The 22,110-nt window shown below is 72.6% G+C and carries 17 protein-coding genes; 6 read left to right on the top strand and 11 right to left on the bottom strand.

What is annotated here, in order from left to right:
* Nucleotide 1: 1 nt before the first annotated feature.
* Nucleotides 2-835, top strand: a complete 834-nt coding sequence (locus ACWC9R_RS02630) for a hypothetical protein (RefSeq protein ID WP_450728321.1) — start codon at nt 2-4, stop codon at nt 833-835.
* A 73-nt stretch (nt 836-908) separates the two neighbouring features.
* Here ACWC9R_RS02630 and ACWC9R_RS02625 read toward each other — a convergent pair whose 3' ends face one another.
* Nucleotides 909-2,690: an ABC transporter ATP-binding protein gene (locus ACWC9R_RS02625; RefSeq protein WP_450728319.1), complete on the bottom strand. Its 1,782-nt coding sequence runs from the start codon at nt 2,688-2,690 to the stop codon at nt 909-911.
* Nucleotides 2,687-4,486, bottom strand: a complete 1,800-nt coding sequence (locus ACWC9R_RS02620; RefSeq protein WP_450728317.1) for an ABC transporter transmembrane domain-containing protein — start codon at nt 4,484-4,486, stop codon at nt 2,687-2,689. Before ACWC9R_RS02620 ends, ACWC9R_RS02625 begins: the two co-directional genes overlap by 4 nt.
* Before the next feature lie 234 nt (nt 4,487-4,720).
* On the opposite strand from ACWC9R_RS02620, the gene ACWC9R_RS02615 reads away from it, so the two are divergent.
* Together ACWC9R_RS02615 and ACWC9R_RS02610 are read left to right on the top strand one after the other, a co-directional pair.
* Complete coding sequence (locus tag ACWC9R_RS02615; protein WP_450728315.1) at nt 4,721-5,473, top strand: hypothetical protein; 753 nt, start codon at nt 4,721-4,723, stop codon at nt 5,471-5,473.
* Nucleotides 5,474-5,700: 227 nt separating this feature from the next.
* Nucleotides 5,701-7,122, top strand: a complete 1,422-nt coding sequence (locus ACWC9R_RS02610) for a cation:dicarboxylate symporter family transporter (RefSeq protein WP_450728313.1) — start codon at nt 5,701-5,703, stop codon at nt 7,120-7,122.
* A gap of 45 nt (nt 7,123-7,167) precedes the next feature.
* On the opposite strand, the gene ACWC9R_RS02605 is transcribed toward ACWC9R_RS02610, so the two are convergent.
* Nucleotides 7,168-8,601 carry a Gfo/Idh/MocA family protein gene (locus ACWC9R_RS02605; protein WP_450728311.1) on the bottom strand — a complete coding sequence of 478 codons (1,434 nt, stop codon included), beginning with the start codon at nt 8,599-8,601 and terminating at the stop codon, nt 7,168-7,170.
* Between the two features lie 330 nt (nt 8,602-8,931).
* Here ACWC9R_RS02605 and ACWC9R_RS02600 point away from each other — a divergent pair, with 330 nt between their 5' ends.
* The gene (locus tag ACWC9R_RS02600; RefSeq protein WP_450728309.1) at nt 8,932-10,302 is read left to right on the top strand and encodes an alpha-amylase; all 1,371 of its coding nucleotides are present in this window, start codon (nt 8,932-8,934) and stop codon (nt 10,300-10,302) included.
* Nucleotides 10,303-10,313: 11 nt separating this feature from the next.
* Here the strand turns inward: ACWC9R_RS02600 and ACWC9R_RS02595 are convergent, their stop codons facing one another.
* The gene (locus ACWC9R_RS02595) at nt 10,314-13,244 is read right to left on the bottom strand and encodes an FAD-binding and (Fe-S)-binding domain-containing protein (RefSeq protein ID WP_450728307.1); all 2,931 of its coding nucleotides are present in this window, start codon (nt 13,242-13,244) and stop codon (nt 10,314-10,316) included.
* An 80-nt stretch (nt 13,245-13,324) separates the two neighbouring features.
* Entirely contained in the window at nt 13,325-13,783 is a 459-nt protein-coding gene (locus ACWC9R_RS02590) for a MarR family winged helix-turn-helix transcriptional regulator (RefSeq protein WP_450728305.1), read from the bottom strand.
* 123 nt (nt 13,784-13,906) lie between these two features.
* Here ACWC9R_RS02590 and ACWC9R_RS02585 point away from each other — a divergent pair, with 123 nt between their 5' ends.
* Both ACWC9R_RS02585 and ACWC9R_RS02580 read left to right on the top strand, forming a co-directional pair.
* Nucleotides 13,907-15,724 (top strand): ABC transporter ATP-binding protein, encoded by a 1,818-nt coding sequence (locus tag ACWC9R_RS02585; protein WP_450728303.1) that lies wholly within the window; start codon nt 13,907-13,909, stop codon nt 15,722-15,724.
* Between the two features lie 375 nt (nt 15,725-16,099).
* Nucleotides 16,100-16,684 carry an NUDIX hydrolase gene (locus tag ACWC9R_RS02580; RefSeq protein ID WP_450728301.1) on the top strand — a complete coding sequence of 195 codons (585 nt, stop codon included), beginning with the start codon at nt 16,100-16,102 and terminating at the stop codon, nt 16,682-16,684.
* On the opposite strand, the gene ACWC9R_RS02575 is transcribed toward ACWC9R_RS02580, so the two are convergent.
* The 6 genes from ACWC9R_RS02575 to crcB all read right to left on the bottom strand — a co-directional run bounded on the left by ACWC9R_RS02575 (nt 16,578) and on the right by crcB (nt 21,924).
* Nucleotides 16,578-17,375: a hypothetical protein gene (locus tag ACWC9R_RS02575; protein WP_450728299.1), complete on the bottom strand. Its 798-nt coding sequence runs from the start codon at nt 17,373-17,375 to the stop codon at nt 16,578-16,580. The genes ACWC9R_RS02580 and ACWC9R_RS02575 overlap by 107 nt on opposite strands.
* Nucleotides 17,376-17,487: 112 nt before the next feature.
* Entirely contained in the window at nt 17,488-19,002 is a 1,515-nt protein-coding gene (locus ACWC9R_RS02570) for a hypothetical protein (protein WP_450728297.1), read from the bottom strand.
* Nucleotides 19,003-19,140: 138 nt separating this feature from the next.
* Nucleotides 19,141-20,391: a formamidase gene (fmdA, locus tag ACWC9R_RS02565; protein ID WP_362610180.1), complete on the bottom strand. Its 1,251-nt coding sequence runs from the start codon at nt 20,389-20,391 to the stop codon at nt 19,141-19,143.
* A gap of 24 nt (nt 20,392-20,415) precedes the next feature.
* Nucleotides 20,416-21,045 carry an AmiS/UreI family transporter gene (locus tag ACWC9R_RS02560; RefSeq protein ID WP_450728295.1) on the bottom strand — a complete coding sequence of 210 codons (630 nt, stop codon included), beginning with the start codon at nt 21,043-21,045 and terminating at the stop codon, nt 20,416-20,418.
* A gap of 79 nt (nt 21,046-21,124) precedes the next feature.
* Complete coding sequence (locus ACWC9R_RS02555) at nt 21,125-21,403, bottom strand: FmdB family zinc ribbon protein (RefSeq protein ID WP_450728293.1); 279 nt, start codon at nt 21,401-21,403, stop codon at nt 21,125-21,127.
* 152 nt (nt 21,404-21,555) lie between these two features.
* Nucleotides 21,556-21,924, bottom strand: coding sequence for a fluoride efflux transporter CrcB (crcB, locus tag ACWC9R_RS02550; RefSeq protein WP_450728291.1), 369 nt, complete (start codon nt 21,922-21,924; stop codon nt 21,556-21,558).
* Nucleotides 21,925-22,110 lie beyond the last annotated feature (186 nt).

The following is a 22,110-nucleotide window of genomic DNA, read 5'->3' as shown; positions in this document are numbered from 1 at the left end:
CGTGACCCACCAGCCGCCGCAGATGCCGCCCCCCGGACAGGGCGCCCCGCTGCCGCCGTACCCCGGCGCACCGGTTCCTCCGTATAACGGGCCGACGCCGCCGACCGGACTGCCGGGCCAGGGTGGGGGCGCGGGCTTCGCTCCGCCTCCTCCGCCGCCGCGCAAGTCCCGTACCGGACTGATCGTCACCGTCGTCCTGGTGGTCGTCGTGCTGCTCGCCGGGGGTGGCTTTCTGGTGTGGTCGCAGCTCGGCGGCGGGGACGATACGGAGGCCCGGCAGGGGCAAGGGCAGAGCCAGGGTGAAGGGGGAGCGGGGCAGGGCACGCCCCAGGGGGCGAAGCCGGCCGCGCCCAAGGTGGTGAAGTCGGGTGGGACGGAGCTTCGTTATGACGCGGAGCTCACCAGGCTGATGTACACGCCGGACAAGCTGGCCCCCGCGAAATACCCGGAGCTGAAGGGTCTGACCCGGACCGACGGGGTCTACCGGCCGGGGAACCATCCCTCGGTCAACCTGGGCGTCCACACCGGTACGGGCACGGTGTCCGACCCCGCGCAGCGGGTGCGGGCGGCGTTCGCCCCGAACGACATGGCCGTCGCGCCGAAGGACTTCGACCTCCAGGACGCCGGCGCGAAGGGAGCCGTCCTGCGCTGCGGGATCTCCCAGGACGACGGCTACTACATCCCGCTGTGTGTCTGGGCCGACAGCACCTCGGTCGGTGACGTGATCGGGGTGGGCGACGCGACCACGCGCTCCCTCAAGAAGGTCGATCTGAAGACGCTCGCGCAGCAGACGCGCGATCTGCGCAAGGCGATGCGCGGCGGCTCCGCCGGCTGACCCTCGCTCCGCATGGCGCATCGGCGGCGCAGACCTCATGAGGTCTGCGCCGCCGTGCCGTACCGTACGCGCCTCAGCCGTGCCAGGACCGCCACAGCGCCGCGTAGGCGCCGCCGGTGGCTACCAGCTCGTCGTGGCTGCCCAGTTCGCTGATCCGGCCGTCCTCGACGACCGCGATCACATCGGCGTCGTGCGCGGTGTGCAGCCGGTGGGCGATGGCCACGACCGTACGGCCGTCGAGCACCCTGCCCAGCGAACGCTCCAGGTGGCGGGCGGCCCGTGGGTCGAGCAGGGAGGTCGCCTCGTCCAGGACCAGGGTGTGCGGGTCGGCCAGTACCAGCCGGGCCAGCGCGATCTGCTGGGCCTGGGCGGGAGTCAGGGGGTGGCCGCCCGAGCCGACCTCGGTGTCCAGCCCCTTGCGCAGGGCCCGCGTCCAGGCGTCGGCGTCCACCGCGCCGAGCGCGGCCCACAGTTCGGCATCGGCCGCTCCGGTGCGCGCCAGCAGGAGGTTGTCACGGAGCGAGCCGACGAAGACATGGTGTTCCTGGTTGACCAGCGCCACCTGTTCGCGGACCCGCTCGGCCGGCATGGTGGAGAGTTCGGCGCCGCCCAGGGTGACGCTGCCGACGCGGGGCCCGTAGATACCGGCCAGCAGCCGGCCCAGTGTCGACTTGCCGGCGCCGGACGGCCCGACCAGGGCCAGCCGGGTCCCCGGCCGGACCCGCAGCGAGACCTCGCGCAGCACATCGGCGCCCGCGCGGTAGCCGAAGCTGACCCCGTCGGCGTGCAGCTCCCGCCCGTCGGGGCGCCGGTCCGCGTCGGTGGCCTCCGGCGGGATCTCCCGGACGCCGACGAGCCGCGCGATGGACACCTGGGCCACCTGCAACTCGTCGTACCAGCGCAGGATCATGCCGACCGGCTCGATCATCATCTGCGCCAGCAGCGCCCCCGTCGTCAGCTGCCCGGGACTGATCCAGCCCTGCAGGACGAACGCGCCGCCGAGCAGCAACACCGAGGCCAGGAGCAGCACATGCGTCAGATCGACGACGGGGAAGAGCACCGAGCGCAGAGCGAGCGTGTAGCGCTCCCACTGGGTCCATTCCCGGATGCGGCGCTCCGACAGCGCGATCCGACGGGCGCCCAGCCGGTGGGCCTCGACCGTCCGTCCCGCGTCCACGGACTCGGTGAGTACGGCGGACACCGCGGCGTAACCGGCGGCCTCCGAACGATAGGCGTGCGGCGCCCGCTTGAAGTACCAGCGGCAGCCGACGACCAGCAGCGGCAGCGCGATCAGCACGGACAGGGCCAGCGGCGGGGCCGTCACGGTCAGGCCGCCGATCAGCAGCGCCACCCACACCACACCGATGGCCAGTTGCGGCACGGCCTCGCGCATCGCCTCGGAGAGCCGGTCGATGTCCGTGGTGATCCGCGACAGCAGATCGCCGGTGCCGGCCCGCTCCAGTACGCCCGGCGGCAGCGCCACGGACCGTACGAGGAAGTCCTCCCGCAGATCCGCCAGCATCCGTTCGCCGAGCATCGCCCCACGCAGCCGGACCATCCGCACGAACACCGTCTGCGCGGCGAGCGCGACAGCGAACACCGCGAGGGTGTGCTCCAGTTGGAGGTCGCGCACGCCCGTGGACAGCTTCTCGACGACTCCGCCGAGCAGATACGGGCCGGCCATGGAGGCGATCACCGCGGCGGCGTTCACCACGATGAGGACGGTGAACGCCGTGCGGTGACGGTGGATCAGGCCGCGGACGTAGCCGCGGACGGTGGCCGGTGAGCCGACGGGGAGTGTGGTGAGGGTCTGCGGGGCGTCCGGATCGTGGTCCGGCGGTGCCAGGCCGGTCATGCGGTCTCCTCGGTCTGGCCGGTGGACAGCGCCGGCTCGGGTTCCGTGTCGCGGGTGACGACCGCGCGGTAGGCGGGGTGGCTGTGCAGCAGTTCGCGGTGGGTGGCCGTGGCGACGGCCTTGCCGTCCTGGAGGAACACCACCTGCTCGGCCCGGTCCAGGAGGAGCGGGCTGGAGGTGAGCACGACGGTGGTGCGCCCGGTCCTGACCGTCCCCAGACCGTCGGCGATCCGGGCCTCGGTGTGGGCGTCGACGGCGCTGGTCGGCTCGTCGAGCACCAGCACCTCGGGGTCGGTGACCAGCGACCGGGCCAGGGCCAGCCGCTGCCGCTGCCCGCCGGAGAGCGACCGGCCGCGCTCGGTGATGTGGGTGCGCATCGGGTCTCCCGAGTCGTCCACCGAGGCCTGCGCCAGCGCGGTCAGTACGTCGCCGCACTGGGCCGCGGCCAGCGCGTCCCCGGCGTCCACCCGGCCGGAGGCCGGTACGTCGAGCAGCTCGCCGAGCGTGCCGGACAGCAGCACCGGGTCCTTGTCCTGGACGAGGACCGCGCGGCGGGCGGTGTCCCGCGGCAGGTCGTCGAGCGGGGTGCCGCCGAGGACGACGGACAGGCCGGCCGTGTGGTCACCGTCCTCGTCGGCGCGCGGCGGGTGTCCGCCGAGGCGTTCGGCGAGCCGGCCCGCGGCGTCGGGGTCGCCGCAGACCACGGCGGTCAGCCGGCCGGCCGGCGCGGTCAGCCCGCTGACCGGGTCGTACAGCGTGCCGGTGGGCGGCGTCTCCGGCTCCTGCGCCCGTCCGCCGGCCGTCCGCTGCTGGGCCAGGACGCGGGCCGTGCGCTTCGCCGACGGTTTGGCGAACGCGTAGGCCTGGGCGATCTCTTCGAAGTGGCGCAGCGGGAAGAGCAGAAAGGTGACCGCGCTGTAGATGGTGACGAGATCGCCGACCGCGATGGTGCCGTCGAGGGCGAGCCGGGCGCCGTACCAGACCACCGCGATGAGCAGCAGGCCCGGCAGCAGCACCTGCACGGCCGAGATCAGGGCCCACATCCGGGCGCTGCGGACGGCCGCCTTGCGTACGTCCTGGGAGGCGCTGCGGTAGCGGGCGAGGAAGAGTTCCTCGCCCCCGATGCCGCGCAGGACGCGCAGTCCGGCGACGGTGTCGGAGGCCAGCTCGGTGGCCCGGCCGGCCTGTTCGCGCTGGGCGTCGGCGCGGCGGGTGGCGGGCGGCAGCAGCGGCAGGACGGCCAGCGCGAGTACGGGGACGCCGACGGCCACCAGCACGCCCAGTGCCGGCTGGTAGAAGGCCAGCGCGACGGCGACGCCGACCACGGTCAGCGCCGACGCGGCGAACCGGGAGAGGGCCTCGGCGAACCAGCCGATCTTCTCCAGGTCGCCGGTGCTGACGGTGACGATCTCACCGGCCGCGACCCGCCGGGTCATGGCCGAGCCCAGTTCCGTGGTCTTACGGGCGAGCAGCTGCTGCATGCGGGCGACGGCGGTGATCCAGTTGGCGACGGTCGCGCGGTGCACCATGGTGTCGCCCACCGCGATCAGTACGCCCAGGGCCAGGATCAGGCCGCCGGCCAGGAGGAGACGGCCGCCGTCGCGGTCCACCACGGCCTGCACGACGAGGCCCACCGGCAGCGGGGAGGCGGCGATGGAGCCGACGTTCACCAGCCCCCAGAGCAGGGCCTTGAACTGTCCGCCGAGCTGTTGTCCGCAGAGCCACCGGAGAAAGGCGCCGCCCGTACGGACGTCCGGGACGCCCGGGTCGGGGTACGGAAGGTCACGAAGGTGCATGCTGTCCCAGCCGGAGTCGTGGTGAGGGGGCGGCAGCAGGCCGTCCCGGCAGGCGAAATGCCCTCCCGGCCGGTCTCGTCACCGGCGGAGGTCTGGGAAGACTGGCCCGCGGACTGGGGGGATTTCAAACGGTTTTTCCGCTGTGCCCGCGCGATCCGGACAATCCCGGGGCGGCCGGAAGGCGGCGGGCCGGCGCTGAACGGCCGCCGTGCCTGTGGTGCGACCATGGGGTCCATGCGGACAGTGGGCAGGGCGATGCGGGCGGCGGCGGTGGCCGCGGTGGGGCTGGTTCTTCTGGCGGGCTGCGGCGGCGCGGGCGACGGCCGGGGCGGCGGCAAGGACGACGGCGCGGCGAAGGGGGAGCGCCCCGGGGGCCCGGCCCGCGGCGGCCCGGCCACCACGCACCTGGCGCACATCCCCGAGGTCGGCCCGGCGCTGCGGTCCCGCATCCCGGCCGCGTCCCGGCAGGTCGTGGCGGTCTACGGCGCGGGCGTGGACTCCGCCGACGCCACCGTCGTCCTCTATGAAAAGGGCGCCAAGGGCTGGGACCGCAAGGGGAGTTGGGACGCGCACAACGGCCGCCGCGGCTGGACGGTGAACCATCACGAGGGCGACAAGCGCAGCCCCGTCGGCGTCTTCACGCTGACCGACGCGGGCGGTGTGCTCGCGGACCCCGGCGCCAAGCTGCCCTATACGCACTCCTCGGCGTTCACCCCGCCGTCGTACTGGGCCAAGAGCACCCGGCACGACTTCGACTACGTCGTCGCGATCAACTACAACCGCGTCAAGGGGACCTCACCGCTGGACCCGACCCGGCCGCAGGGGCAGTCCAAGGGCGGTGGGGTCTGGCTGCATCTCGACCACGGCAGCGGCACCTCCGCCTGTGTCAGCGTCCCGAAGTCCGGGATGCGGGCGCTGCTGCGTGCCCTCGACCCGGCGCGGCACCCCGTCGTCGTCATGGGAGACAAGGCACACCTGGCGGCCTGAGGGGCGTATCGGGATGTACGGGATGGGCCGCCCATAGCGGGGCAGAGGTGGCGAACGCTCTCATGCCGTCCCGTACTCCTGCGGGGTGCGCGATCCGTCTTGGACCAAGCTCCAAGATTTCCCGGGAAGTTACACCGGCCTCTTTCGTGGTGAACACCAAGCGACCATAGTGGCGGACCGTGGAACTCCGATTCCGCATCCCAGAATCCTTCCATGGAGGAGTGCCCGTGCCGCACGCCACCGGAACGCTCACCCGCCGCGCCGGCCGCCATCTGCGCACCAGCCTGTTCACCCAGGTCCTCCTCGCCCTGGTACTCGGCGTCCTCGTCGGACGCCTGTGGCCGGAGGCGGGGTCGTCGCTCCAGCCGCTCGGGGACGGCTTCGTCCGTCTGATCAAGGCGATGATCGCGCCCCTGGTCTTCTGTGTGGTCGTCGCCGGCATCACCAAGGCGGGCGACCTCAGGGCCTTCGGCCGGATCGGCGTCAAGGCCCTGATCTGGTTCGAGGTGGCGACGAGCCTCGCGCTCGTCGTCGGCCTGCTGGCCGCCAATGTCTTCACCCCCGGCGCCGGGATGCACATCGACCCCGCGTCCCTGGACGAGGGCGCGGTGGACGCCAAGACGGGCGGCGGACAGCTGCCCTCCGCCGCCCAGTTCGTGCTGGAGTCGCTGCCGGACAGCGCGGTCGGCGCGTTCGCGGAGAACTCACTGCTCCAGGTCCTGGTGCTGGCCTGCCTGGTGGGCGCCGCGCTGCTGCACCTCGGGCAGAAGAAGGTGCCGCAGATCCTGCCGCTGATCGAGCAGGCCCAGGACGTGGTGTTCACCGTCGTCGGCTTCCTCATGAAGCTCGCCCCGCTCGCGGTGCTCGGCGCCACCGCCCACCTGGTGGGGGAGTACGGCCTGGGCGCGATGTCGACGTACGGCAAGCTGATCGCGGTCTGTTACGGCGTCGCGCTGGTCTTCCTGGTGCTGCTCGCGGTCGCCCTCAAGGTGGTCACCGGGCTGAGCCTGTGGAGGTTCGTCCGCTACACCCGTGAGGAGCTGCTGCTGGCGCTCGGCACCGGCTCCAGCGAGACCGTGATGCCGAGGATGATGCAGAAGCTGCGCGCCGCGGGCTGCCGGGACGACGCGGTGGGCCTGGTGCTGCCGACCGGCTACTCCTTCAACCTGGACGGCGCCTCGATCTACCTCTCCATCGGCACGCTCTTCATCGCCCAGGCCATCGGCGTCGATCTGTCGCTCGGCCAGCAGCTCACCGTGGTGCTGGTCCTGATGCTGACCAGCAAGGGCATGGCGGGCGTGCCGGGTTCGGCGTTCCTCGCGCTGTCCGCGACCGCCTCCGCGCTGGGCGTCATCCCCGCCTCCGCGGTCGCCCTGCTGCTCGGTGTCGACCGGATCATGGACTCGATGCGGGTGGCGACCAATCTGCTCGGCAACTGTGTCGCGGTCTTCGCGGTCTCCCGCTGGGAGGGCGCACTGGACCGGGTGACGGCGAAGAAGGTCATGCAGGGGGAGGAGCCGGCCGAGGCCCCGGCCGACGGGCCGGCGGAGCAGGACCGGGTGCCGCGGCGGGCGGAGTCCGGGCCGGACACGGCGCCCGGGACGGTGGCCGGACCGGGCGTCAGCTCCGCCACGCCCCGCGACAGCTGAGAGGCCGGGCCCGGCGCGTGCGGCCGCCCGCCGGGCCCAGGGCTCCTACTCCTCGGGCTTCTTCGAGTCCATCCCCGGCCGCGCCTTCTTCCACAGTCCGCGGGTGAAGTCGGGGATCTCCTGCGGGGCGCCCTTCGCCCTGATCGACAGATCGCTCAACGGCACCGGCGCCGTCCAGGTCGCCGCGTCATAGACGTCGAAGTCCGGTACGAGGCCCAGCCGCATGCACTGCATCAGCCGGAAGACCAGCATGTAGTCCATGCCGCCGTGCCCGCCGGGCGGGTTGGCGTGCTCCTTCCACAGCCAGTGGTCCCACTCCGCGTACTTCCCGAAGTCGCCCCACTCGTCGTTGCTCTGGTCCGGCTCCAGATAGATCCGCTCGGGATAGTCCTCGAAGACGCCCTTGGTGCCGCCGAGACTGTTGATCCGGCTGTACGGATGCGGGGTGGAGACATCGTGCTCCAGCCGGATCACCCTTCCCTTGGCGGTCTGCACGAGGCTGATCGTCCGGTCGCTCTCGATGTACGACTCCTTCCAGCTGGGGTCGTTGGCCGGCATGTGCGCCTTGCGGTAGGCGGCGAGACCGAGCGCGGGCGTGCCGAAGCTGGAGATCCGTACGGCGCGGTCACCGCGGTTGACGTCCATGTAGTTGGCGACCGGGCCGAAGCCGTGGTTGGGGTAGAGGTCGCCGCGCAGCCGGGTGTGCCACAGCCGGCGCCAGGGCCCCTCGTAGTACTTGGGGTCGAACATCAGGCCGCGCAGGTCGTGGTTGTAGGCGCCGGCGCCGTGCAGCAGGTCGCCGAACAGTCCCGCGTGGGCCATCCGCAGCACCCGCATCTCGTTCCTGCCGTAACAGCAGTTCTCCAGCTGCATACAGTGCCGGCGGGTGCGCTCGGAGAGGTCGACCAGCTCCCACAGCTGGTCCAGGCGCAGCGCGAGGGGGCATTCCACGCCCACGTGCTTGCCGTTGAGCATCGCGGTCTTCGCCATGTCGAAGTGCCGGTCCCAGGGCGTGGCCGCGTAGACGAAGTCGATGTCGCCGCGCTTGCAGAGGTTCTCGAAGTCCTGCTCGCCGTTGGTGTAGACGGCGGGCGCCGGCTGCCCCGCGGCGGTGACCTTCTTGGCGGCCTTGGCGGTCTTCTCCTTCACCGGGTCGCACAGCGCGACGACGCGGACGCCCGGCACCGCGAGAAAGAGGTCGATCATGCTGCCGCCCCGGTTGCCGAGGCCGATGATGCCGACACGTACGGTGCCGCGCCGCTCGAACGGCACGCCGATCATCGTGCTGCCCGTGGCACGCGGCACCGCGGCGGCCGGTGTCGCGGGGCCGGCGGCGCCGGGTGCGGCCGCCGCGGCCGGCGTGGCCGGGAGGCCGCCGAGCCCCAGTCCGGCGCCCGCCGCACCGGCGGTCCACAGCACCGAACGGCGGCTCGGCCCCGGGTCGTTGTGGTCGTGGTTCTGCGATGGTGCCTCGTTCATCGGTCCTCCAGGAGCGCTGGTGTGCCGGGGCATACGTGAACCTCGGTCAGGACCCTGTCGGCCGTCGGGCCGGGGCACAAGAGGGCCGATTGGACTCTTGTTACGGCACGCTTGGACTCTTTGCCGCATGACCGGACTCTTCGCGGCAAGGCCGGACGCACCACCGCCAGAGGCTTTCGCAAGTCACTGAAAACACTTGCGGAAAGCCTTGACGTGTTCACGAGGTAAACGGCAGGCTCCGGTACGGAAATCCCCCCATGGCGGCCGGCGCGTGGCTGCTCTCGTGGGCGCGGTGCGCGCTGCCGCGCCCCATGACCAAGGAGCCGCACAATGCAGCAACGTTCCCGTGTGCTGGGCGGGGCGCTGGCCGGGGTGCTGGCCGCGGCCGGCCTCGCCACCTTCGCGCCGTGGTCCTCCCAGGCCGTGCCGCCCGGCGAAAAGACCGTCACCGCCACGCTGTTCGAGTGGAAGTACGCGGACGTCGCCCGCGCCTGCACCGACCAGCTCGGCCCGGCCGGCTACGGCTATGTCGAGGTCTCACCCGCCACCGAGCACATCCGGGGCGACCAGTGGTGGACCTCCTACCAGCCCGTCAGCTACCGGATCGCCGGACGGCTGGGCGACCGGACCGCGTTCGCCTCGATGGTCAGCGCCTGCCACGGCGCGGGCGTCAAGGTCATCGCCGACGCCGTCGTCAACCACATGGCGGCGGGCGCCGGTACGGGCACCGGCGGCACCAAGTACACCAAGTACGACTACCCCGGCACCTACCAGGACCAGGACTTCCACGGCTGCCGCAGGAGCATCTCCGACTACGGCGACCGCAAGGACGTCCAGACCTGCGAACTGGTGGGCCTCGCCGACCTCGACACCGGCCGCGACGAGGTCCGCACCACCATCGCCAGGTACCTCGACGACCTGCGGTCCCTGGGCGTGGACGGCCTCCGGGTGGACGCCGCCAAGCACATCTCCGCCGAGGACCTCGCCGCCATCAAGGGCAAGATGCGCGACCCCGGCTACTGGGTGCAGGAGGTCATCCACGGCGCCGGCGAGGCGGTGCAGCCCGAGGAGTACACCGGCACCGGCGACGTCGACGAGTTCCGTTACGGTCAGCACCTCAAGAGCGCCTTCCAGGGCGGCGGCCCGGCCCAGCTCAAGTCCGTCGCGGACGGCAAGCTCGGCAGCGACAAGGCCCGTACCTTCGTCGACAACTGGGACACCGAACGCAACGGCTCGACGCTCACCTACAAGGACGGCGCGGCCTACACCCTCGCCAACGTCTTCATGCTCGCCTCGCCCTACGGGTCGCCGAACGTCTACTCCGGCTACGAGTGGTCCGACAAGGACGCCGGGCCGCCCAGCGGCAGCGAGGGCTGGACCCGCCAGCACGCCAAGCGGGCGGTCACCGGGATGGTCGGCTTCCGCAACGCGGTGGGCTCGGCCGAGCTGACCGACTGGTGGGACAACGGCGGCAGCGCGATCGCCTTCGGCCGGGACGGCAAGGGGTTCGTCGCCCTCAACAACGGTGACACGGAGCTGAAGCAGACCTTCGCGACCTCGCTGCCCGCCGGCACCTACTGCGATGTCGTGGCGGCCGCGCCGTCCGCGTGCGACGGCCACACGGTCACGGTGGGGGACGACGGGAAGGCCCGGCTGTCGGTCCCCGCCAGGGGAGCGGTGGCGCTGCACGTGAAGCGCTGACCGCCACGCCCTCAAGCGGGCCGGGTCGCCCTCTCCAGTGCCTGGAGCACCGAGTGGTAGCCCCGGCCCGCCGTCGCGTGGTCCATGCCGACCTCGCACATCCGGTTCGCCGACAGATGCGCGTCGAAGTGCCGGGCGGTCACCTCGGCCGCCTCCTTCGCGGTGGCCGACTCGGTCAGCTCCCGGTGCAGCATCCCGCGGTCCCCGGCGAACGCACAGCAGCCCACATCGTCCGGCACCACGACCTCCCGCGCGCAGGCCTCGGCGACCCGGCGCAGCCGGCCCCCGTCGCCCAAGTGCTGCATGGCGCAGGTGGGATGGAGCACCGCCGAGCCGACCGTGCGGGTGATCTCCAGCCGGGGCAGCAGCTCGTCGGCGGCCCAGACGACCGAGTCGACGACGGTCAGCCCGGAGTGCAGCGCACGGTTTCCGGGCGTCAGATACGGCACGACCTCATGGGCGAGGCCCAGCGTGCACGAGGACGCGTCCACCACCAGCGGCAGCCGGCCGCCGGCCGTCCAGCCCCAGGCCGCCTCGACAATGCGGTTGGCCATCACCTCGGCACCGCGCCGGTATCCCTTGGAGTGCCAGATCGTGGCGCAGCAAGTGCCGGCCACCTCCGGCGGAATCCACACCGGACGGCCCGCCCGCCGCGACACCGCCACCACCGCCTCGGGCAGCGGCAGCCCGTCGAGTCCGGCGGGCGGCCCGAAGATCCGGTTCACACACGCCGGGTAGTAGACCGCGGCCGCCCCGGCACGCCGGGTCACGGGCCGCGTCCGGGGCGCCGCACCGGGCATCCACGGCAGCCACTCCGGCACCAGATCGGGACGTACGGCCTTACGGGCGGCGCCGGTCACCGGCCCCAGCACCCGGTCACCGATCCGGCCGGCCGCGGCCACCGCCAGCCGCGCCGCCCGCTCGACCGCCCCGAACCGCCGGGCGGACTGCGCGGCGACCCACTCCTCGCGCGCACTGTGCCGCCGGTGCCGGAAGTCCTTCATCAGCGCACCGGTGTCGATGCCCACCGGGCAGGCCACGGCGCAGAGCGAGTCCCCGGCGCAGGTGTCCACCGCGTCGTAGCCGTAGGCGTCCAGCAGCGCGGTGGTGACGGGGGAGCCGTCCGGCTGGCGCAGCATCTCCCGGCGCAGCACGATCCGCTGGCGCGGGGTGGTGGTCAGGTCCCCGCTCGGGCAGGCCGGTTCGCAGAAGCCGCACTCGATGCACGGGTCGGCGCGCGCCTCGACCCGGGGGATGGTCTTCAGCCCGCGCAGATGGGCCCGCGGGTCGCGGTCGAGGAGGACGCGCGGCGCCAGGATGCCGTGCGGGTCCACGGTCTCCTTGATCCGCCACATCAACTCCGTGGCCCGCGGGCCCCATTCGAGTTCCAGGAACGGCGCGATGTTCCGGCCGGTGGCGTGCTCGGCCTTCAGTGATCCGTCGAAGCGCTCGACGGTCAGCCGGCAGAAGGCGTCCATGAAGGCGGCGTAGCGGGCCACCTCGGCCGGCCGCGCCGCGTCGAAGGCGAGCAGGAAGTGCAGATTGCCGTGTGCCGCGTGGCCGGCCACCGCCGCGTCGAAGCCGTGCCGGGACTGGAGTTCCAGCAGGGCCGTACAGGCCTCGGCGAGCCGGCCGGGCGGTACCGCGAAGTCCTCGGTGATCAGCGTCGTCCCGGGCGGCCGGGAGCCGCCCACCGCCGTCACGAACGCCTTGCGGGCCTTCCAGTATCCGCCGATCGCTGCCGCGTCCCGGGTGAAGGCATTGGTGACGGACGGAACCGGCGCGACCGGTTCCAGTTCCGTCAGCACCCGCGCCGCGGCCCGTTCGTACGCCTCCTGGCCGGCCTCGTCGGGCGCCCGGAACTCCACCAGCAGCGCGGTGGTCTCCTTGGGTAGCGCGGCCCAGTCGGCGGGCACCCCGGCCACCCGCACCGAGGCGCGCAGCGTGTTGCCGTCCATCAGCTCCACCGCCCGCGCGCCCGCCGCGTTGAAGAGCGGTACGGCCGAGGCGGCGGCCTCCAGCGTCGGGAAGAAGAGCAGTGCGCTGGAGGTGTACCGGTCCAGCGGCAGGGTGTCGAAGACGGTCTCGGCCACGAAACCGAGGGTGCCCTCGGAGCCGACCATCAGGCCGCGCAGGATCTGTACCGGTGTCGCGCCGTCGAGGAAGGCGTCGAGGCGGTAGCCGTTGGTGTTCTTGAGCGCGTACTTGGCGCGGATGCGGGCCACCAGTTCCGGATCGGCCTCGATCTCCGCCTTCAGCCCCAGCAGGCCCGCGCACAGCGCCGGTTCGGCGAGGGCCAGCTCCGCGTCGGCGTCCGGCGCCGCGGTGTCGACGATGGTGCCCGACGGCAGCACGAGGGTGGCCGAGGCCAGTGTCCGGTAGGAGTTGCGGGTGGTGCCGGCCGTCATCCCGGAGGCGTTGTTGGCGACCACTCCGCCCAGCGTGCAGGCGACGGCGCTGGCCGGATCGGGCCCCAGCACCCGGCCGTAGCGGGCCAGCGTGGTGTTGGCGCGCAGCACGGTGGTCCCCGGCCGGATGCGGGCGCGGGCTCCGCCGTCGAGCACCTGGACGCCCGTCCAGTGCCGGCGCACGTCGACGAGGATGTCCTCGCCCTGCGCCTGGCCGTTGAGGGAGGTCCCGGCGGCCCGGAGGACGACCTTGCGGCCCCTGCCGTGTGCGTAGGAGAAGACCGCGGAGATGTCGTCGAGGTCCTCGGCCACCACCACGACCTGCGGCACGAAGCGGTACGGGCTGGCGTCGGAGGCGTAGCGGACCAGGTCGGAGATGCCGTGGAGCACCTTGTCCGCACCGAGCAGCGCGGTCAGTTCACCGCGCAGCGGCTCGGGGGTGCCGGACGCCCGCGGGCCGGCCACCCGGTCGTGGGACGGGCCGCCGGGGGCGGTGGGCCGCAGGGTCTCGGGGTCCGGCTCCAGCAGGGGCATGGCGGCACTCCTCCGGTTGACTGGGCGTCAGGGCCGGTCCGGTGGCCCGGCCAGGTCCCACCCGCCGGACGGGACCGGGCTCAGTGCGGCGAACCCGTCCCGTCGACCAGGGTGGACAGCAGTCCGCCGAGCACCTCGCGCTGCCCGGCGGTGAGCGGTGCCAGGATCTCCTCCGCCGCGGCCCGCCGTGCGCTGCGCAACGCCCGCAGCGTGGCGCGGCCGGTGTCGGTCAGCTCGATCCGGATCACCCGCCGGTTGGCCGGATCGGGTACCCGGCGCACCGCGCCCTGCGCCTCCAGGGCGTCCACCAGCGTGGTCACCGCGCGCGGGACGACCTCCAGCCGCTCGGCGAGGTCGGCCATCCGCGGCGGGGCGTCGCGGTAGTGGTCGACGATCCGCAGGAGCCGGGACTGCGCGGGGGTGAAGGCGAGGTCCAGGTGTGCCAGATGGTGCTTCTGGGCGCGGTGCATCCGGCGGGTCAGGCGGACCAGCTGTTCGGCGAGGTTGCTGGTGCTGACCGTCGGCTCGGGGGAGGGCATACCGCGAGGATAGCGGACAGCAGGACGTTATTCATTATGAACATAGGTAACAATGAGCTAGGCTCCACGCTGCGTGTCCCCCGGCCGCCCCTGCCGCGACGCCGCACACCCTCGAAGGAGCCCATGCGCAGCGACGAACCCCAATGGACCCCGCCGCCCAAGGACCCGGACAAGCCGGTCCCGCTGCGGCGAATACTGACCCTCTTCCGCCCCTACCGCGCCCGGCTCGCCCTCGTCGGCCTGCTCGTCGGCGCCTCCTCGCTGGTCTCGGTCGCCTCCCCGTTCCTCCTCCGCGAGATCCTGGACGTGGCGATCCCCGCCCGGCGCACCGGACTGCTGACCCTGCTCGCCCTCGGCATGATCGTCACCGCCGTCACCACCAGCGTGTTCGGGGTGCTGCAGACCCTGCTGTCCACCACCGTCGGCCAGCGGGTGATGCACGACCTGCGCACCGCGGTCTACGCCAAGCTCCAGCGGATGCCGCTGGCCTTCTTCACCCGGACCCGTACCGGCGAGGTCCAGTCCCGGATCGCCAACGACATCGGCGGGATGCAGGCGACGGTCACCTCCACCGCCACCTCCCTGGTCTCCAACCTGACCTCCGTCCTCGCCACCGTCTGCGCCATGCTCGCCCTGGACTGGCGGCTGACCGTGGTCTCCCTGCTGCTGCTTCCGCTCTTCGTCTGGATCAGCCGCCGGGTCGGCAACGAACGCAAGAAGATCACCACCCAGCGGCAGAAGCAGATGGCCGCGATGTCCGCGATGGTCACCGAGTCCCTCTCGGTCAGCGGCATCCTCCTCGGCCGCACGATGGGCCGCGCCGACTCCCTCACCCGGACCTTCGCCGGTGAATCCGAGCGCCTGGTCGACCTGGAGGTCCGCGCCAGCATGGCGGGCCGCTGGCGGATGGCCACCATCGGGATCGTGATGGCCGCCATGCCCGCGCTGATCTACTGGGCGGCCGGCCTGGTCCTCGGGCTGGGCGGCCCGGCCTTCTCCCTCGGCACCCTCGTCGCCTTCGTCTCGCTCCAGCAGGGCCTGCTGCGCCCCACCGTCACCCTGCTCTCCACCGGCGTGCAGATGCAGACCTCGCTCGCCCTCTTCCAGCGGATCTTCGAGTACCTCGATCTGCCGGTCACCATCACCGAGCCCGCCGAGCCGGTCCGGATCGCGTCCCCGCGCGGTGAAGTCCGCTTTGAGAACGTGACGTTCCGCTACGACCCGGAGGCCGCCGCCACCCTCGACGGCATCGACCTCACCCTCCCGGCAGGCGGCAGCCTCGCCGTCGTCGGGCCGACCGGCAGTGGCAAGAGCACCCTGAGCTACCTCGTGCCGCGGCTCTACGACGTGACCGGCGGCCGGGTCACCCTCGACGGCACGGACGTGCGCGACCTCGACTTCGACACCCTCGCCCGCTCGGTCGGCGTGGTCTCCCAGGAGACCTACCTCTTCCACGCCTCGGTCGCCGAGAACCTCCGCTTCGCCAAGCCGGACGCCACCGACGAGGAGATCGAACGCGCCGCCCGGGCCGCCCAGATCCACGACCACATCGCCGCCCTCCCCGACGGCTACGACACCCTCGTCGGTGAACGCGGCTACCGCTTCTCCGGCGGCGAGAAACAGCGCCTCGCCCTCGCCCGGACCATCCTGCGCGACCCGCCCGTCCTCATCCTCGACGAGGCGACCAGCGCCCTGGACACCCGCACCGAACACGCGGTGCAGCAGGCCATCGACGAGCTGTCCGAGGGCCGCACCACCCTCACCATCGCGCACCGCCTCTCCACGGTCCGCGACGCCGACCAGATCGTGGTGCTGGACGCCGGCCGGATCGCCGAACGCGGCACCCATGACGAGCTGCTGGCCGCCGACGGACGCTATGCGGCGCTGGTACGGCGTGACGCATACCTCACTCCGGCTGCCGATCAAGTGATGACCCCGTAAGTGACCCATGGGTAAGGTCGGGGGTGCGGCGGCCAGTTCATTGGTCGGGGTGGCCGCCGCACCTACTTCACGGCACGGCCGGTCCCGTGCCTCGGGCGGACCGGGAGCGGCCCTCGCGTGCACCTGGCCGAGGCCGGCCGGACGGTGGTGCCGGGGCGGCGAGACCGGATGCGAGGCCGCGGCGACGCGACGGCCGGCGGCGTGCCCCGAGCCTGGCGTCGGCGCCTCCGGGCGCGGTGTCGGAGGGGGCTCGCGGAGGGCTGCCGGCTCGCTTCGCCCGCCGGCTGCGGAACGGGTCCGCCGGTGATTCATCGCCGGTACGGTGGACGTCCGCCACGGGCCTGAGGCCCGTCTCTTCGGATTGCGAGAAGTCCGATGAACCAGATTGCAGCCGACACCTATCTGGCCGCGGCGGTGGTGGTGCACCACGCCCGCGTGCTGATCGTGCGCCGTAGCTACCGCGAGCGATTCCTGCCCGGCGCCTGGGGTGTGCCGTGCGGGAAGCTCGACCGTGGGGAGACCGCCGAGACCGGCGCCCTGCGGGAGTTGAAGGAGGAGACCGGGCTGCTCGGCGCCATCGTCGCGCACACCGGCTCGACCAGCTTCCTGAGCGACTACCGGGGCCGCCGCGTCCACAACCATCAGGAGAACTTCGTCGTCCGCCCGCTCACACTGGAGGTCGTCCTGCCCAGCGCGGACCAGGCCTTCCGCTGGGTACGGCCCCACGAGCTGGCCGAGGCCGGGGTGGACGCCTACAACCTCACGGTGATCCGCCAGGCGCTAGGCGGCCGGCTGGACGCCGCCGGGCTCCGCACCATGACGGCCCGCCCCGGACACCCGGGCGCGCCCTCGTTCAGTAGCCCAAAGACGCTGCCAGCGCGTCGAGTTCGGCACGATAGACGGCCGGCGGCAGCGGAGTCTTGGGCGGCGGGTCCCCGCGCCCGGCGCGGCCGTCCCTGACCGCACCGCCGGCCCGGCCGGCGGCGCCGGTACGGGCCGGGTCCGCGCCGCTGTACGTGACGGAGCCGCGGTCCCCCACGCGGCCGTGGCTCCGCACATAGACGTCGGTCACCGACCGCTGCGGGGCGGTCTCCAGGAACAGCGTCACCGTCGGCTCCTCGCTCACCACCCGGTGCAGCGTACGGGCCGCCAGGCCGTAGCTCCGCCCCGCGCCGTACTGCTCGTCGTGCAGCAGCCGCAGCCGGGCGTCGCCGACCCGGCGCAGGCGCCAGGCACCGCCGGGGCCGTCGATGGTCTCCCGGTAGGCGACCGCGGGTACGCCGTCCGCGGCGGGCTCGTAGCACTCCATCCGCACCCGGCCGCGCACCACCGCCGAGGCGATCGCACAGCGGTGGTTGTGGATGTCCTCGGAGACCGCGCCGGCCGTGCCGTGCCAGAAGTGGACCCGCAGCATGAACCGGGGCGCTCCGGGCAGCAGCAACAGCTTGTCGAAGCCCAGCGCATGGCGGTACGACAGCCGGATGCACTCCGCGAACTCCAGGTCGCCGGCGGACAGGCGGCGTACCAGCGGGCCGAGCGCTTCGGGCCGTGCCAGCCGGGCGATCACCTCGCGCGCCGACTCGGGCGACGGCGGCTCCGGACCCCCGCCCAGCCCGTCCACCAGCAGCCGCCGGGCCTCCTCGACCTGCATGTCCGCCTCCCGTTCGCCACCTGCCTGGACCGCACCGGCACCCTGAACCCGCACCGCCCTTCCGGCCGCTCGTCCGGCCCGTGTGGGGCCCGGCCGGCAGTGCCCGGAAGCGTCACCGTGCGGCGCCCCCGCCCCCGCCCCCGCCTCCGCCCCCGTCCTCGGAACCCGGTCCGCCGCACGGCCGGTAGACCATCAGCGCGTACCGCCGCAGCACCGACAGTCCCTGATACGCCATCCACACCGGATGTCCCATGGGCCCGTCGTCCCACCGCCACACCCCGCCCCGCTGCATGGCGTGCACCCGCGTCACGGCGGCGGTCAGCCGCGCCTCCCACACCGGCAGCCCCACCTCCTCGGCCGCCACCCGCCGGGCGCCGTCCGTCATCAGTGCACGGGCCACCCACGCGGCCGCGAAATGCCGTACGGACAGCAGCTCCTGATGCAGCGGATCTTCCTGGACCGGACGCCGCACCTCCTCCTGGCAGTTCTGGAGATCGGACGCGCCGCCCCCGGGCGACTCCGGGCCGGCCAGCAGCCAGCGCAGGCCCTCCTCGCGCACCGCACGCTGCCGTTCGTCCTCGCCGAGCACCCGCGCGGCGCGGTCCAGCGCCACCACCGCCCGCGCGGTGTGCACCGCGGACGGCGCCGGATTGCCGTGGCCGGTGGCCAGCGCCGCGCCCCAGCAGCGGTGGTGCCCGCGCGCCGGATCGGCCGTGGCGCCGTTGACCAACACCTCCCGCAGTCCGGCCAGCGCCGTGGCCCCGGGCGCCGCCCGCAGCAGCCCACGCAGCACATTCGTGACCACGTAGGTGTTCGCCAGCCCCGAGGCGTCGTGGTCCGGGTCCCACAACACCTCGCAGGAGCGTATTTCGGCCTCCAGCAGCCGGGGATCGGCACCGGCCCGCGCCAGCGCGCCCAGCACGATCGCGGACACCTCGGGGCGCGCCCCGCTGCCCTGCGAACGGGCCGCCCACCCGCCGCCGGGAAGCCGCAGCCGCCACAGCGTCTCGGCCACCTCCCCGGCCCGTATGAGTCCGTCGTCCGGCGCGATGTCGAGCAGCAGATGGAGCCCGTACGCCGTGCCGAACGCCGTCGGGTGCACCGGCGGTCCGCCCTCCGCGAGGGAGTGCGGCCAGCCGGTGAGCGGCCCGCGGCCGGGCACCTCGATCACCGCGAGGCCGCGCCGCAGCGCCTGGTACGTGCCGTCCACCAGCTCGGGCAGCGACCCGGCGGGCGGCGGCACCGGGACGGGAGGGGCCACGGCGGAGGCGGCCGCGCCGCGCGCCCGCAGCAGGGCCGCCGCCAGCCACACCACGGCGCCGACGCCGGCCCCGGCGGTCGCCGCGACGCAGTAGCGCGCGGCCTCGCCCGCGAGGTTCTGCGGCAGAATCCCCAACAGCGCCTGGAACACGGCGAACGCGGCGGCCGGCACACCCAGCCGCCCCAGCCAGGGCAGCAGCCGGGACGGCGTCAGGGCCCGCGGAACGGCGGCGGAGGGCGGGCCGTCCTCCGGCACGGGCGCGGGGCCGGCCGCACCCGAACGCTGTGGTGGTAAGTCCTGCCGCAGCACCATCTGCTGCTCCCTCCCCCCGGGCGTACGCCCCGGCACCGCCTGTGCGCGGAGCATCCCGACCAGTGTAGGAATCCCCACTGACAGCGGGGTCGCACACCTGTCGCAGCCCATCCCGGCCACCGCGTCCGCTCAGGACCGCCGGCCCCAGGCTCCGGGCCGTGGGGCCGGCGGGTCCGTCCGTGCGGGGTGGGTTCAGGCGCCGGCCATCGCGCACCGGCCGCGGTCGGCCTTCATCGGGCCGGCCGCGCTGGGCCGGACGTCGAAGTCGAACATGGCGGTCGGGACGTACAGCGAGCAGCAGGCGTTGGGGATGTCGACGATGCCGCTGATGCGTCCCTCTATGGGGGCGGAGCCGAGCAGCAGGTAGGCCTGCTCTCCGCTGTAGCCGAACTGCTTGAAGTACTCGACGGCGTTGAGGCAGGCCCGGCGGTAGGCCAGCGTCGCGTCCAGGTAGTAGTTCGTGTCCGTGTCGTGGTCCACGGAGACCCCGATGAAGGTGAGGAACTCCGTGTACCTCGGCTCGACGTTGCCCGGTATGAAGACGGGGTTGGTGGTGATGCCGTACGTCTCCATGCCGCCCTTGATCAGGTCGACGTGGAAGTCGATGAAGCCGCCCATCTCGATGGCGCCGCAGAAGGTGATCTCCCCGTCGCCCTGGCTGAAGTGGAGGTCGCCGCCGGAGAGCTTGGCGTCCTTCACGTACACGGGGTAGTAGACCCGCGAACCGCGCGTGAAGTTCTTGATGTCGTGGTTGCCTCCGTTCTCGCGGGCGGGCACGGTGCGTGCGCCTTCCGCGGCGATGCGCGCGGCAAGGTCTCCGGTGGCCGTTCCGGCGAGCGCGTTGGTGCTGTCCGGCGGTACGGCGAGCGGCGGTACCCGGTTCGGGTCGGTGTCGATCAGCGCCTGCTCGCGGGTGTTCCAGCGGGCCAGCATCTCGGTGGACGGGGCCGTGCCGAACAGACCGGGGTGGGTGATCCCGGTGAAGCGGATACCGGGAAGGTGCCGGGAGACCGCCTGCTGCCCGTGGAAGTCCCATATCGCCTTGTAGGCGTCCGGGAAGTAGTCGGTCAGGAATCCGCCGCCGTTGGCCTTGGCGAAGATGCCGGTATAGCCCCAGCCCTGGCCCGCCGCGTCACCGGCCTGCTGCGGCACGGGGCCGAGGTCGAGGATGTCGACGACGAGCAGATCGCCGGGTTCCGCGCCCTCCACGCCTATCGGGCCGCTGAGCATGTGAGGAATGGTCAGGTCGATGTCGCGTACGTCGTTGGCGGTGTCGTTGTTGCCCACCTGGCAGTCGGTCCAGTCACGGCACTCCATACGGAATTCCGCTCCCGGCTTCACCATGGCGACGGAGGGGATGTCCGGGTGCCACCTGTTGTGCCCGGGGACGTCCTGGTCACGCATCGACTTGCTGTGGTCCACATTGAAGAGAATTTCGGGCATGACAGCTCCTCATTTCTGATCCGGTCACGTTGGTGCGCCCACACTTCCGGCCTCCGGGGCCGGCTTCCGCGACTTCCGGGTGAGCGGCCACAGCGCCCCGAACACCACCACGCCGAAGACCCCGAGTGCGATCGCGGTCTCGTTGGGATGTGTCCAGTAACCGGAGAGCAGCAGCGCCGCGGGAATCGCGCCGGTGACCCAGCCCTCGATCGCCGTGACATAGCCCGTATAGGTGGTCAGGCTGTCCAGCTTGAGTCCGAGCAGCAGGAAGAACAGGAACCACAGGAATGCCCAGTAGAGCCAGATGACGCCGAAGGGATAGTCCTTCAGGACATGGAAGTTGACGAACGAGTAGCCCAGGGCCGCGACCGCCACGAACAACGAGTAGTAGCCGACGCCGGTGGTGTCGAGGCCGGCGAGCAGTCCGATACCTACGTAGAGGTAGGTGAAGCCGAACAGGTAGATGCCGGAAACCGCCAGGATCTTCACGGGATCACCGGCGGCGGCAATGATGAGGTAGGTCGGCGTGAGTACCTGCAGTGCGCCGACGAAAAGGTTGAAGACCGCTGCTGCCCGGCCGTCGACCTTCCCCAGCAACAGCATGCCGTTGATGAACAGCACCGCACCGACAAAGAGCAGTCCCACGTTACCCACGGGGACGCACCTCCTCAGTCCGCGTGGGGGACGGAATCACCGTCCCGCGCACGACGTTCTGGCTGGCCGACCACCGCCCTCAGGGACGCGGCAGCCGTGAGAGCGCGGGGTGCGGGCGCCTGGGCACCCGCTTGCCCGGTGGCACGCCGGAGACCACCGCCGGGGCCTCACGGGCCTGCTCCTCCCGGTCATGGAGGGCGGCGACCGCGTGCGGGGTCACCGTGAGGCCGGGTGCGGAGTACACGCGTCGCGCGGGGCCCGCGCAGTCAGGGCAGTCATGCGTCCCGGGCGCCGTCCCGATCGCCAGTTTCACGTCGAAAGGCCCACAGTGGCTGCACAGATATTCATAGGTTGCCATCAGCAGCCTCCGCATTCCGGTGGACGCCGGTCAACCCGCGTGCGTGCGGCGCGCTCCGATGAGCGTGCGCCACAGTTCACTTCGTCTCTCTTTCCAGGAGACGTCCAGCAAATCCCGGTGTCAAGTCGCGCACGGGCCGGGCCCGTACGGGCTCAGAACGCCCCGAGGGCGGCCCCCGCCGCCGCTGCCGCCAGCCCCGCCGCGAGACTCGCCACGGCATACCAGAGGGACGTCCTCACCTGGCCTTTCTCGCAGAGACGGACCAGTTCGTAACTGAACGTGGAGAAGGTCGTGTAGGCACCGCAGAATCCGACGCCGGCGATGGTCAGGAGCTGCGCCGGCACGCCGTGCCGCGCACCGAGGCCCACCAGCAGCCCCAGCACGAACGAGCCGGAAATGTTGATCAGCCAGATGCCGCGCGGGAACACCCCCGGGCTCCGGTGCTGTACGTACTGGTCCAGTACATGGCGGGCGACCGCCCCGGCCGCGGCCGCCGCAGCGACGGCGAGCAGGGTGATCACCGCACCCACCAGCCGTAACGGGGGGCGCGGCCGCGCCGCGCGGGGGGGCGCCCGCCGCCGCCCGGCGGGGGGGGGGGCCCGGGCGGGGCGGGCGGGGACGCCACCGGGGTGGGTGAGGTGGGGGGGCACCGCGGCGGTCACGTGGGGGGGGACGGCCGGGACCGCCGGGACGGACGGAACGGCAAC

The organism is Streptomyces sp. NPDC001219, assembly GCF_053597915.1.
Note: the sequence above shows the minus strand (reverse complement) of the source record. Positions and strands in the feature narration are given on the sequence as shown.